This window comes from Mesorhizobium sp. M7A.F.Ca.US.006.01.1.1 (assembly GCF_003997935.1).
Classification (GTDB): Bacteria; Pseudomonadota; Alphaproteobacteria; order Rhizobiales; family Rhizobiaceae; genus Mesorhizobium.
The window spans coordinates 1-11,457 of the sequence record NZ_RZQL01000224.1; the positions used below are offsets into that span (position 1 = coordinate 1).

An 11,457-nucleotide genomic window follows, 5' to 3' on the forward strand; every position below is an offset into this window, starting at 1 on the left:
GAGGCCGGCTCTGCGGCCAAACCGCCACGGTTTCGCGAAATGAGGCCCTGAACCGATTGAGCCCGCCTATGAGCCGTGGCCGTCAGTTTCCTGGCGGCCGCGGTCGCGGTAGCGGCACACCGATCTCGGGAGTCGCCGTGAAAGCGTTCACCGTGCTTGGCAAGCCGGCAGCGGCCGGGGTGGCGGGCAACGACGGCGCTTCGGGTTCGGGCGCGGCAGCCGCGACCGGCACGCTACCGCCATGATAGGTCGCCGCCTCGGCCGAAGACGGCCCCGGTGCGTCGAGCACGGCGCGGCACTCGCTCGGCAGGTTCGCCATCGTCATCAGGTCGCGCGCCTTGGGCGCATCCGGGTTCTTGTTAGGGCGCCACGGCTCCTGCGTAAACCACCAGGCCAGCGGCTTGCCGCAACCGTCATCGTCCGGCGTCGCTTCCTGCGCCTTGCAGCCGGGCGATCCCGGCTGGCAGCCGATGCGCATGTGGAAATGATAGTCGTGGCCCCAAAACGGCCGGATCTTGCGCAGCCACCCACGGTCGCCCCTGACGGTGTCGCAGAGCTTCTTCTTGATGCCCGGATTGACCAGGATGCGCTCGACCTGGCTGTAGCTCGCCGCCCGCTTCAGAAGCCTTGTGTGCGCCGGCGTCCACAGCGCGTCCTTCACCAGATGGGTCTTCTCATCGACCATCAAGGTGGCGCTCATCGATTCGCGCTGCGCCATCGACAGCGGGCGGCTGGGCATCGGCGTCAGCCAGATGTCGGCGTCGAGCCCGATCTGGTGCGAGGCATGTCCGGTCATCATCGGGCCGCCGCGCGGCTGCGAAATGTCGCCGATCAGCAAGCCCGGCCAACCATCGGCTGCCGCGTCGCGCGACAGTTTCTCGATCACCGCGATCATCGCCGGATGGCCCCAGCGACGGTTGCGCGAAGGCCGCATCACCTCCCAGGTCGGACCGTCCATGGGAATGGCGACGCCGCCGGCAAAACAGCCCTTGGAATAGAAGCCGATCGATTGCGCCGCGGTCGCGGCCGGCAGTTTCTTGGCGCCGAACAGGTCCTTTGCCCGTTCTTCGGCCGCGGCCGGCTGTATGGCCAGGCCGGCAAGGACGAACAGGCCGAGAGCGGCCGCCAGCCGGAATTTTTTGCCGAGAGATGGCCGTATCGCTGTTTTCATGAAACCGGACCCCCACCGCAATCCAAGGCCGAATCATAGCACGCAAAGCACGACGCTTTGATCTTCAGCGCTTCATCGGGCTGCGCGCCTCGCCATCGCGCCAGTCGCCGCTTGCCCACATATGGTCGAAGGCGGCGCGGTAGTCCGGAAAGCGCAGGAAATAGCCCGCCGCCTTGATCGCCGCGTTGGCGACACGCTTGTTCTCGCCATAGAAGGACCGCGCCATGGGCGAAAGTTGGGCGCCGTCGAAGGGAATTTCGGGCGGCGGTTCGATACCCATCAAGGAAGCAGCATAGGCGACGACGTCCTGCGGCGGCGCCGGCAGGTCATCGGTGATGTTGAAGACGCCGCCGGTATTGCCATTGATGAGCTGCCACAGAGAGCCTGCAATGTCGTCGCAATGGATGCGGTTGAACACCTGGTCCGGCTTGACCAGCCGCCTTGCAGTGCCATTTTCCAGATTGACCAGCGCGTTGCGGCCGGGGCCGTAAATGCCGGACAGGCGCAGGATCGCCACCGGCCGGCCGATCTCGCGGCCCAGCTCCAGCCAGTCCTGTTCGGCGGCAACCCGCATCACCGAGCGCTTCGACACCGGCCGGCATTCGGCGGTTTCATCGACCCATGCGCCGTCATAATTGCCGTAGACGCCTACGGTGGAGAGATAGCCGATCCATTCCAGCGCCGGCATTTGAGCGATCGTTTTTCGCGCGGCATTCAGAACGGGATCGCCGGCCTCTTCCGGGGCGACCGAAATCAGCAGATGCGTTGTTTTTCCCAGCGCATCACCGATTTCGCCGGTCATCGCGCCGTCGAACAGCAGCGGCGCGATGCCGGCCTGCCGTAGTGTCTCGAATTTGTCCGGCGAGCGTGTCGTGCCGAATATCGTCGCGGCGCCTTTGTTAGCCCGAGCAAAAGCCCTGCCGGAATAGCCGGCGCCGAAGATGAAGATCTGCTTTTCGCTCATGCATTCGCCCTGGTTGGCCGCGCCAGACGCCATTCGTCGCGCACGGCTTCGTCGCTCTCGGTTTTCAGGCCGATGGCCAGCCGTTCGGAATATTCGGCGTCCGGCACCAGCCGCGCCAGCGCCCATATTGCCGCGCCCCGCACCAGCGGCGACGGATCGCCAAGCAGCGTATGCACCGCGCCAGACAGCGAGGCATCGCCGGAATTGCCGGCGGCAATCAGCACGTTGCGGATGAACCGATCGCGGCCGATGCGTTTTATCGGCGACCCGGAGAAGAAGGCGCGGAAGGCCGCATCGTCGAGACCCAGCAGATCTGCGAGCGGCGGCTCGCGCAAATCATCGCGCGCGGCCAGTTTTGCTTCCGAAGCCGCCTTGGCGAATTTGTTCCACGGGCATGCGGCTAAACAGTCGTCGCAGCCATAGATGCGGTTGCCGATCTTTTCGCGGAATTCGTGCGGGATCGGCCCCTTGTTCTCGATGGTGAGATAGGAGATGCAGCGCCGCGCATCGAGCCGATAGGGCGCCGGAAAAGCATCGGTCGGGCACGCGTCGAGGCAGGCGCGGCAGGAGCCGCAATGATCGATCTCGGCGCGGTCGGGCACGAGTTCGGCTGTGGTGAAGATGGTGCCCAGGAACAGCCAGGAGCCGTGTTCCCGGCTGACCAGATTGGTGTGCTTGCCTTGCCAGCCAAGCCCGGCGGCTTCGGCCAGCGGCTTTTCCATGACAGGTGCGGTGTCGACGAACACCTTCACATCACCGCCGGCGCGCGCCACGATCTTGCCGGCGATCTCCTTCAGCCGTCCCTTCATCACATCGTGATAGTCGCGGTTCTGCGCATAGACCGAGATCGCGCCGCGGTCGCGGCTGGCCAGCACGCCGCGTGGATCATGATCGGGGCCGTAGTTCATCGCCAGCACGATGATCGAGCGCACCTGCGGCCAGAGGACCGTTGGTTCACTGCGGCGTTGCAGCGTCTCGGCGATCCAGTCCATCGAGCCGTGAAAGCCGTCGGCGATGAATTCAGCCAGTCGCGCCGGCGCCAGCGGGATCGCATCGGGAGAGGTGACGGCGACAGCATCGAAGCCGGCACGCTGCGCCTCCGCGTCGATCAGCGCGCGCAGTTTTGCGGCGTCAGAAGTCGAGGTCCGCATAGTGCGACACCGGTGACAGGCCGCGCACCCGATCGGTCAAGAGCGGCCGGAAGGAGGGCCGCGACTTGACCCGCGTGTACCATTCGCGTGCAGCGCTGTGCTCGCGCCAGTCGATCTCGCCGAGATAATCGAGCACCGACAGCGTCGCCGCGGCTGCGAGATCGGCATAGGTGACCCTGGAACCAGCCAGCCAATGGCGGGTGCCGGCCAGCCAGTTGGTGTATTTCATGTGCTGGCGGATGTTGGCGCGCGCCGCACGGATCGCGCCCGAATCGGGCGAGCCGCCGCCCGCCGTTTCCGGCATGACCGGCTTCAGCACGCGCTCACGCACGAGATGGCGGGTGACTTCGCTTTCAGCCTTGTTGAGATACCAGTCGGTCAGCCGGCGGATTTCGGCGCGTTGCATCGGGTCCTCGGCGAACAGCCGCTTGTCGCGCTTCAAGACGCCGCGCGTTTCATCGAGATACTCGGCGATGACGGTCGCGCCGACGATCGGCACGTCGCCCTCGGCCAGCAGGATCGGCAGCGTGCCGGCCGGGTTCAGCGCCAGGAACTCCTTGCGCCGGGTCCACGGCTTTTCCTCGATCAGGGCCAGCTCCTCGCCATACTCGCCGAAAGCGAGGCGGACGAAGCGGCAGGTGGCGAACATGGGATGGTGGAAAAGCGTCAGCATGGTTCCGCGATGATAAAGCGCACTGGCGAATCGCAGGGCGCACCGGTAAGTCTTGGCCGCCCGGTTAGCGGGCCGTCAGGGTGTTGCGACCTATAGGGGGACTTCAACGCCATGACAAGCAAGCCCTTCTGTCAGCCGTCAATGCCGAGGTAGCCATGGAAAGCCAGACCATCGTCGAAGCCCTGCTGCTCGGCCTGCTGGAGGGGCTGACCGAATTCATCCCGGTGTCGTCGACCGGCCATATTCTGCTTGTCGGTCATTTCCTCGGCTTCCATTCGACCGGCAAGGCCTTCGAGATCCTGATCCAGCTCGGCGCCATCCTGGCGATCCTCAGCGTCTATTTCCGCCGTCTGTGGCAGATGCTGATCGACCTGCCGCATGATCGTCTGACCCGGCATTTCGTCATCGGCATCCTGATCGCCTTCCTGCCGGCGGCGTTCATCGGCGCGCTGGCGCATGATTTCATCAAGACGGTGCTGTTCGAATCGCCGAGGCTGATCTGCATCATGCTTATCATCGGCGGCGTCGTGCTGCTGGTGGTCGACCGCATGAACCTCAAGCCGGTTTATCGCGACGTCGAGCGCTTCCCGACCCGGCTTTACCTGCAGATCGGGCTTTTCCAGTGCCTGTCGCTCATTCCCGGCACATCGCGTTCGGGCTCGACCATCGTCGGCGCCCTGCTTTTGGGCGTCGACAAGCGCGCGGCCGCTGAATTTTCCTTCTTCCTTGCAATCCCGACCATGGTCGGCGCCTTCGCCTTCGACCTGTTCAAGAACCGCAACGTGCTGAGCAGCGCCGACCTGCCGATCATCGCCGTCGGCTTCGTCGCCGCCTTCGTCACGGCGCTCATCGTCGTGCGCTTCCTGCTCGACTACGTCTCGCGCAATGGTTACTCGCTGTTCGGCTGGTGGCGGCTGGTGGTTGGCGGTGTCGGCTTGGTGGCGTTGATGATCTGGGGGTGAGGAGTGTTCCGCGTAGCGGACGGAAAGCCAATTGCTTGGCTTTCCGAACGACGAACGGTGAAGGCCCGGTCCGCCTTCGGGCGGATCAAAAGGTCCAGTGGACATTTTGAAGGGACTGAACGCCCGAAGGGCAGGGAGCCATGCGAAGGCGAGCAACGCCCGTAAGTGGCCCCTCAATTCCTACCATAAAATGCGTTCTCGACATGTACCGGCCAGCGCCAGGGTAGCACCGCGACCATGTCGAAGCGCATCGACAGTCTGCCGTAGTCCGCTTGGCGCGACAGCCAGATGTCGGCCGCGCCTTCTATTCGACGTTCCGATTCGTGGCCGATCGCCTCCATGGCTTCCATCAGCGTGCGCCGCGCCTTGACCTCGACGAACAGCACCAGATCGCCGCGCCGCGCGATCAGGTCGATCTCGCCGAAGCGCGTGCGATGGCGGCGGGCGAGAATGCGATAGCCTTTCAGCATCAGCGCTACCGACGCCAACCATTCGCCGCGATGGCCGCGCCGATAGGCTTTTTGGCGGCTGGCGCTCGGGCGTTCAGCCACCGCCGCTTTCCTTGAGCTCCAGCAATCGCCGATAGAGCGCCTGTTTCTGGCCGCCGGTCATCTTCGCGGCCTCCGCCGCCGCCTTGGAGGCCGGCATCTCGGCGGCAAGCGACAGAAGCAGACGGTCGATGTCGGCGGGCTCGTCGGCCTTGGCCTCGGCCGGACCGACGCAGACGACGATCTCGCCCTTCGGCGTATCGGCCGCAGCATAGTGGTCGGCCAGCGCCTGGAGCGTGCCGGTGCGCATTTCCTCGAAGGTCTTGGTCAATTCACGGCCGATCGCGGCTTTTCGCTCGCCGCCCAGCGCTTCGACCATGGCACCGAGGGATTCGGCCAGCCGGCGCGGCGATTCGAAGAAGATCAGCGTCGCCGGCACGGCTTTCAGTGCCTCCAGCCGCGTCAGCCGCTGCCCTGTTTTTACTGGCAAGAACCCGGCAAACATGAACGCATCCGAGGGCAGGCCGGATGCGGTCAACGCCGCGAGCGGCGCCGATGGGCCGGGGATCGGCACGACGCGGATGCCATGGTCGAGCGCTTCGCCGACCAGCCGATAGCCCGGGTCCGACACCAGCGGCGTGCCGGCATCGGAGATCAGCGCCACGCTCTGTCCGGCCTGGAGTGCTGCGATCAGCTTCGGCCCGGCCTCTCCGGCATTATGCTCATGATAGGCCGTGGTGCGGCGGCGGATGCCATAACGGTCTAGCAGCACGCGCGACACCCGCGTGTCCTCGCAAGCGACGATGTCGGCGGCGGCCAGTGTCTCCAGCGCGCGCAGCGTGATGTCGGCGAGATTGCCGATCGGCGTCGCCACCAGATAGAGCGCCGGCTCCAGCGGCCGGGCCGCGATCTCGGTCTGCCCGACTACATAGCTGCGTTTGCCCGTCTCTGCGGTCACTGATGACTTCTCCATTCAGCCCTGTTTGGCACGGCTGACGCGGGCTTGCAAAAGCTGACGCCGATGTAAGGAATTCGCCTTTCCTTTGCCACAGTGGGGAACCAAACCGGCGTTGGCAGATTAGCCCCCTGATTCCGGAGGAGGACAGGATGGACAGCCTGAAGATACAGGACGCTTTCGAGCCCTACTATGCCGGCCGCAACCGCGTTGCCGCCACGGCCAGGCGCCTGCCCGCCAAGACCGAGAACAGCCTGACCAAAGAGCAGACCGAGAGCACCTCGCCGACGAGCGGCAGGCTTTCCGACCGCAACAAACCAGACAGCACGACGGAGCACTGACCGGACGATGCCCAATCGCTTCGATATCTTCATCACCCGTCTTGAAACAAAGAACGCCCGCAACGGCGCGCAACTATCCTCGATAGGCGACCAGCACCGCGCCCGCCGCGATAAGGGCGACGCCAAGCCAGTTCGCTCCGGACAACCGCTCGCCGAGAAAGGCCGCGCCAAACACCGCCACAAGCACGACGCTTAGCTTGTCGATCGGCGCCACCTGCGCCGCATTGCCGATCTTCAGGGCGCGAAAATAGCAGAGCCATGAGGCGCCGGTCGCCAGACCGGACAGGCCGAGGAAAGCCCAGGTCTTTCCCGAGATCGTAGCCGGCGACTGGAACTGGCCGCTGGCCAGCAGAATCGCACCGAGCACGATCAGGATGATGACCGTGCGGATGAAGGTGGCGAAATCGGAATTGATGTTCTCGATGCCGACTTTGGCGAAGATCGCCGTCAGGGCAGCGAATGCCGCCGAGAGCAGGGCCCAGAATTGCCAGGAGGATACGGTCAGGTTCATGCCGGTGGCCTTTGCGGGTGGCGTCTTAGCCGAGATACCGTGAAACGCGTGCCTTCAGAAGGCTAATCAACTCCAGATCCATGAATTCATAGTCATCAGGGATTTCGAGGCAGATCACACGGGCCTTCTTCAGGCCGGCCTTGAATTTCTTCTGCAGTTTGGTGCGGTGCGCCTTTTCCATGACGAAGATGAGGTCGGCCCACGCCACCAGCTCATGCGTCAGCGGCGTGTCGGCATCGTGGTTTGTCCCGGCCGAGGCCACCTCGATATCCCGGCGGGTTGAAAACACCTGTTCGGCGGTCGGGCTGCGCAAGCGGTTCTGGCTGCATACGAAGAGGACGTTCTTCAAGGGTTAGCGCGCCAGGTCTGCCACCACGGCGTCGAGCACGATCATGCCGGCGGCCGTGGCGCGCAGGCGCGCATTGCCGATCGGCGCCACCAGACCCTCGCCCTGCAGCATCGACAGCCGTGCGCTCGACAGGCCGCGCCCGGAGAACGCTTCGTAGCGGGAGAGGTCGATGCCTTCGGCGAGCCGCAGGCCCATCAGCAGGAATTCGTCGGCCTCTTCCGAACGCGTCAGGATTTCGCCGCCGGTGACGCCATGGCCTTTGGCCTCGACCAGATTGGCCCAGGTTTCCGGCATCCGCTCGGCGATCGTCACCGTGCGGCGGCCATGCTCGACGAAGCGGCCATGCGCGCCCGGCCCGACGCCGACATATTCGCCATAGCGCCAATAGGTGAGGTTGTGCCGGCTCTCGGCGCCCGGCCTGGCGTGGTTGGAAATCTCGTAAGCCGGCAAACCATGCGCCGATGTAATCTCCTGCGTCAGCGCATAGAGGTCGGCGGCGTGGTCATTGTCGGGAATGATGAATTTCTTTGCCGCATGCAGGGCGTGGAAGGGCGTGCCTTCCTCGATGGTCAGCTGGTAGAGCGACAGATGGTCGGCGGCATGGCCGATCGCCTGTTCCAGCTCCGATGCCCAAGCCTCCGGCGTCTGGCCGGGCCGGGCATAGATCAGATCGAAGGACAGCCTTGGGAATATTTCCCGCGCCAGGCCGATGGCGTGCAGCGCCTCTTCGACATTGTGCAGCCGGCCGAGGAAGCGCAAATCCTTGTCGTTCAGCGCCTGAACGCCGAGCGACACGCGATTGACGCCGGCCGCCCGATAGCCGCGAAAGCGTTCGGCCTCGACCGAGGACGGATTGGCCTCCAGCGTCACCTCGATGCCGTCAGGCACAGTCCAGTTCTTCGCAACGGCGTCCAGAACCCTGGCCACGGTTTCCGGCTTCATCAGCGAGGGCGTGCCGCCGCCGAGAAAAACGCTGGTCACCTCGCGCGGCCCGGTGCGTTCGCGCATTGTCGCCAGTTCGGCCTCGAAGGCGGCGGCAAAGCGCTCCTGGTCGACCGGCTGGTGGCGGACATGGCTGTTGAAGTCGCAATAGGGGCATTTGGCCGCGCAGAACGGCCAGTGGACATAGACGCCGAAGCCGGGCGCCCGGTCGAGCAGCATGCTCATGCCAAGCCCAATCTCGCTTTGGCGAATTTCTGGAAGGCACGGGCGCGGTGCGACAGCGCCGTGGCCTGGCCGGGCTTCCAGCCATGCTTTTCCTCAGCGCTCATCTCACCGAAGGTTTTTTCGAAGCCATCGGGCAGGAACACAGGATCGTAGCCGAAGCCGAGCTCGCCCCGCGGTGGCCAGACCAGCGTGCCTTCGGCCTCGCCGCGATAATATTCCGCCTCGCCGTCGGGAAACGCCAGGCAGATGACGGCGACGAAACGTCCCTTGCGCTGTTGCGGCAAGGCCGCTCCCACTTCCTGCAACGCCACTTCGGTGCGCTGCATGGCCATGCCGAAATCTCTGCTGCCGTCCGGGGTTTCGGCCCAGTTGGCGGTGTAGACGCCGGGTGCGCCATCAAGCGCGTCGACGCACAGGCCGGAATCGTCCGACAGCGCCGGCAGGCCGGTCGCCTTGGCGGCGGCGAGCGCCTTGATGTAGGCGTTCTCCTCGAAGGTGGTGCCGGTCTCATCCGGTTCCGGCAGGCCATACTCCTTGGCCGACTTCGCTTCGAAGCCGAACGGCCCCATCAGGTCGGCGAATTCGCGCAGCTTGCCGTCATTATGGCTGGCGACGACGATCTTCTTGCCATCGAGAGAATGCATCAAAGGCCCCAGATTCTTGGCTCGGCAAATTCGATCGAATTGCCCGAGGGGTCGCGTATATAGATCGAACGACCGCCCTGCGGCCACTCGAATTCGCTCTCGATGGCGATGTTCTTCGCCTCGAGATGCGCTTTCCAGCCGGCGATTTCATCGGCGGTCGCCGCAAAGCAGAGATGGCCTTCGCCGACCGCCCCGTGCGGTGGAACCGGCAGCCTGGCGTCAGGCGCCGGCGGCACTTTCGTTGCCTCGGCGTTGAAGATGAGCAGCACGCCCGGCCCGCAGCGGAAGAAGAGGTGGCGGCCGTCGACCCTGCCGAGGAGGGGGAGGCCGAGAATGTCGGTGTAGAAGGTTTCCGCGGCGGTCAGGTCGGTGACGTAGAGGGCGGATTCCAGGATTGCAGAGGGTGTCACGAGGCGCCCCCCTCTGGCCTGCCGGCCATCTCCCCCTCAAGTGGGGAGATTGGCAGCTTCTGCGTTGTCGCGCACCCTGCAACGCCAGAGATTGGCGAAGACCGAAACGGCATCCGATCTCCCCCCTTCAGGGGGAGATGGCCGGCAGGCCAGAGGGGGGTGTTCACGCTCGGCATCTCAGACTTAAGCCACCGCCATCTGCTGCAGACTAACCAAGCGCTGGATGCCCTTCTTGGCCAGACCCATCAAGTCCGCGAACTGCTCTTCCGAAAAAGGCTCGCCCTCGGCGGTGCCCTGGATCTCGACGATGCCGCCCTTGCCGGTCATGACGAAATTGGCGTCGGTGCCGGCCGAGGAATCCTCGATATAGTCGAGGTCGATGACCGGCTGGCCGTCATGGATGCCGCAGGAGATCGCCGCGACATGATCCTTCAGCACCTTGGCGACGCTGGCCATCTGGCGGGCTTCCATCCAGCGCAGGCAGTCATACAGCGCCACCCAACCGCCGGTGATCGAGGCGGTGCGGGTGCCGCCATCGGCCTGGATGACGTCGCAGTCGACGGTGATCTGCTGCTCGCCCAGCGCCTGCAGGTCGACCACGGCGCGCAAGGAACGGCCGATCAGCCGCTGGATTTCCAGCGTGCGGCCGCCCTGCTTGCCGGCCGAAGCCTCGCGGCGCATGCGCTCGCCGGTCGAGCGCGGCAGCATGCCGTATTCCGCCGTCACCCAGCCCTTGCCGGAGTTGCGCATCCAGCCCGGCACTTTTTCCTCGAGGCTGGCCGTGCACAGGACATGCGTGTCGCCGAACTTCACCAGGCACGAGCCTTCGGCATGCTTGGAGACGCCGCGCTCGAAGGAGATGGCACGCATTTCGTCGAATTGGCGTTTGGAAGGGCGCATTCAGGCTGCTTTCTTGTCATTTTTCGGAATCTTGGCCGGCTTGTAACCGCATGGGACCCGTGGCGCAAAGGAAAATGGCCTGACGATCTGACACAGACGCCGGGTGATCTCACAAAGACACCGCGTGATCTGGCACAGACACCGGGTTGCGCGGGTGCAGTGTAAGTCTATATCCTTGGGCCGGAGGTTTTTGGCCGTATGACCAAGGCAGTCGATCCGAGTTCGCAGTCGCCCGCGCTTCAGTCGCTCGATATGCGTTCCCGCGACATCTTCCGGCGCATCGTCGATTCCTACCTCAGGGACGGTGAACCGGTGGGATCGCGCAGCCTGTCGCGCATCCTGCCGTCCTCGCTGTCGCCGGCGACCATCCGCAACGTGATGAGCGATCTCGAGCATCTCGGCCTGATCTACGCGCCGCACATCTCGGCCGGCCGGCTGCCGACGCAGGCCGGCCTGCGTTTCTTCGTCGACGCCTTCATGGAGCTTGGCGACCTTTCCGACGAGGAGCGCCGCGCCATCGAGGCACAGGTGCGGGCGTCCGGCTCCGGCGCGACGCTGGAGCACATGCTGACCGAGGCCAGCCAGATGCTGTCGGGCATGTCGCGCGGCGCCGGCCTGGTGCTGGCCGCCAAGAACGAGGTGGCGCTGAAGCACATCGAATTCATCCAGCTCGAACCGACCAAGGCGCTGGCGGTACTGGTGTCGCAGAATGGCGACGTCGAGAACCGCGTCGTCGAGCTGCCCGCCGGCATCACCGTCTCGCAACTGCAC

Annotated in this window: 15 protein-coding genes; 3 read left to right on the forward strand and 12 right to left on the reverse strand. The window is 64.8% G+C overall.

Annotated elements, in window-relative coordinates; all coding sequences use genetic code 11:
* Positions 1 to 82 precede the first annotated feature (82 nt).
* From mepA to EN943_RS28970, 4 genes are all read right to left on the reverse strand, one after another.
* Positions 83 to 1,171 (reverse strand): penicillin-insensitive murein endopeptidase, encoded by a 1,089-nt coding sequence (gene mepA / locus EN943_RS28955; RefSeq protein WP_127415590.1) that lies wholly within the window; start codon positions 1,169 to 1,171, stop codon positions 83 to 85.
* Positions 1,172 to 1,235: 64 nt separating this feature from the next.
* Entirely contained in the window at positions 1,236 to 2,135 is a 900-nt protein-coding gene (locus EN943_RS28960; RefSeq protein WP_127415591.1) for an SDR family oxidoreductase, read from the reverse strand.
* A complete protein-coding gene (gene queG, locus EN943_RS28965; protein ID WP_127415592.1) occupies positions 2,132 to 3,286 on the reverse strand; it encodes a tRNA epoxyqueuosine(34) reductase QueG in 1,155 nt (384 codons plus the stop codon). The genes EN943_RS28960 and queG overlap by 4 nt, the downstream gene beginning before the upstream one ends.
* Positions 3,267 to 3,959 carry a glutathione S-transferase family protein gene (locus EN943_RS28970; protein WP_127415593.1) on the reverse strand — a complete coding sequence of 231 codons (693 nt, stop codon included), beginning with the start codon at positions 3,957 to 3,959 and terminating at the stop codon, positions 3,267 to 3,269. The genes queG and EN943_RS28970 overlap by 20 nt, the downstream gene beginning before the upstream one ends.
* 155 nt (positions 3,960 to 4,114) lie before the next feature.
* On the opposite strand from EN943_RS28970, the gene EN943_RS28975 reads away from it, so the two are divergent.
* Positions 4,115 to 4,921 carry an undecaprenyl-diphosphate phosphatase gene (locus EN943_RS28975; RefSeq protein ID WP_127415594.1) on the forward strand — a complete coding sequence of 269 codons (807 nt, stop codon included), beginning with the start codon at positions 4,115 to 4,117 and terminating at the stop codon, positions 4,919 to 4,921.
* Between the two features lie 173 nt (positions 4,922 to 5,094).
* On the opposite strand, the gene EN943_RS28980 is transcribed toward EN943_RS28975, so the two are convergent.
* Positions 5,095 to 5,472, reverse strand: coding sequence for a YraN family protein (locus EN943_RS28980; RefSeq protein WP_127415595.1), 378 nt, complete (start codon positions 5,470 to 5,472; stop codon positions 5,095 to 5,097).
* The gene (rsmI, locus tag EN943_RS28985) at positions 5,465 to 6,382 is read right to left on the reverse strand and encodes a 16S rRNA (cytidine(1402)-2'-O)-methyltransferase (protein ID WP_127415596.1); all 918 of its coding nucleotides are present in this window, start codon (positions 6,380 to 6,382) and stop codon (positions 5,465 to 5,467) included. Before rsmI ends, EN943_RS28980 begins: the two co-directional genes overlap by 8 nt.
* A gap of 134 nt (positions 6,383 to 6,516) precedes the next feature.
* Between rsmI and EN943_RS28990 the strand changes: the two genes are divergently transcribed.
* A complete protein-coding gene (locus EN943_RS28990) occupies positions 6,517 to 6,705 on the forward strand; it encodes a hypothetical protein (protein WP_127415597.1) in 189 nt (62 codons plus the stop codon).
* Between the two features lie 73 nt (positions 6,706 to 6,778).
* On the opposite strand, the gene EN943_RS28995 is transcribed toward EN943_RS28990, so the two are convergent.
* The 6 genes from EN943_RS28995 to rph all read right to left on the reverse strand — a co-directional run bounded on the left by EN943_RS28995 (position 6,779) and on the right by rph (position 10,686).
* Positions 6,779 to 7,216: an EamA family transporter gene (locus EN943_RS28995; RefSeq protein ID WP_127297006.1), complete on the reverse strand. Its 438-nt coding sequence runs from the start codon at positions 7,214 to 7,216 to the stop codon at positions 6,779 to 6,781.
* A gap of 25 nt (positions 7,217 to 7,241) precedes the next feature.
* Positions 7,242 to 7,565, reverse strand: a complete 324-nt coding sequence (locus EN943_RS29000) for a low molecular weight protein tyrosine phosphatase family protein (protein WP_127415598.1) — start codon at positions 7,563 to 7,565, stop codon at positions 7,242 to 7,244.
* A 3-nt stretch (positions 7,566 to 7,568) separates the two neighbouring features.
* Positions 7,569 to 8,732 (reverse strand): radical SAM family heme chaperone HemW, encoded by a 1,164-nt coding sequence (gene hemW, locus EN943_RS29005; protein WP_127415599.1) that lies wholly within the window; start codon positions 8,730 to 8,732, stop codon positions 7,569 to 7,571.
* Positions 8,729 to 9,376, reverse strand: a complete 648-nt coding sequence (rdgB, locus tag EN943_RS29010; RefSeq protein ID WP_127415600.1) for an RdgB/HAM1 family non-canonical purine NTP pyrophosphatase — start codon at positions 9,374 to 9,376, stop codon at positions 8,729 to 8,731. Before rdgB ends, hemW begins: the two co-directional genes overlap by 4 nt.
* Positions 9,376 to 9,786 (reverse strand): VOC family protein, encoded by a 411-nt coding sequence (locus EN943_RS29015; protein WP_127415601.1) that lies wholly within the window; start codon positions 9,784 to 9,786, stop codon positions 9,376 to 9,378. Before EN943_RS29015 ends, rdgB begins: the two co-directional genes overlap by 1 nt.
* Positions 9,787 to 9,969: 183 nt before the next feature.
* Positions 9,970 to 10,686: a ribonuclease PH gene (gene rph, locus EN943_RS29025; protein WP_056585385.1), complete on the reverse strand. Its 717-nt coding sequence runs from the start codon at positions 10,684 to 10,686 to the stop codon at positions 9,970 to 9,972.
* A 198-nt stretch (positions 10,687 to 10,884) separates the two neighbouring features.
* Here rph and EN943_RS29030 point away from each other — a divergent pair.
* Positions 10,885 to 11,457 (forward strand): heat-inducible transcriptional repressor HrcA (locus EN943_RS29030; RefSeq protein WP_164778433.1); only part of this gene is annotated, 573 nt, incomplete at its 3' end.

Bases quoted from the DNA above. Each gene is read 5' to 3' on its own strand.
- hemW (WP_127415599.1), bottom strand. From the start codon at position 8,732: ATGAGCATGCTGCTCGACCGGGCGCCCGGCTTCGGCGTCTATGTCCAC.
- rdgB (WP_127415600.1), bottom strand. From the start codon at position 9,376: ATGCATTCTCTCGATGGCAAGAAGATCGTCGTCGCCAGCCATAATGAC.
- EN943_RS28995 (WP_127297006.1), bottom strand. From the start codon at position 7,216: ATGAACCTGACCGTATCCTCCTGGCAATTCTGGGCCCTGCTCTCGGCG.
- EN943_RS28970 (WP_127415593.1), bottom strand. From the start codon at position 3,959: ATGCTGACGCTTTTCCACCATCCCATGTTCGCCACCTGCCGCTTCGTC.
- EN943_RS28975 (WP_127415594.1), top strand. From the start codon at position 4,115: ATGGAAAGCCAGACCATCGTCGAAGCCCTGCTGCTCGGCCTGCTGGAG.
- EN943_RS28960 (WP_127415591.1), bottom strand. From the start codon at position 2,135: ATGAGCGAAAAGCAGATCTTCATCTTCGGCGCCGGCTATTCCGGCAGG.
- mepA (WP_127415590.1), bottom strand. From the start codon at position 1,171: ATGAAAACAGCGATACGGCCATCTCTCGGCAAAAAATTCCGGCTGGCG.
- rph (WP_056585385.1), bottom strand. From the start codon at position 10,686: ATGCGCCCTTCCAAACGCCAATTCGACGAAATGCGTGCCATCTCCTTC.
- queG (WP_127415592.1), bottom strand. From the start codon at position 3,286: ATGCGGACCTCGACTTCTGACGCCGCAAAACTGCGCGCGCTGATCGAC.
- rsmI (WP_127415596.1), bottom strand. From the start codon at position 6,382: ATGGAGAAGTCATCAGTGACCGCAGAGACGGGCAAACGCAGCTATGTA.
- EN943_RS28990 (WP_127415597.1), top strand. From the start codon at position 6,517: ATGGACAGCCTGAAGATACAGGACGCTTTCGAGCCCTACTATGCCGGC.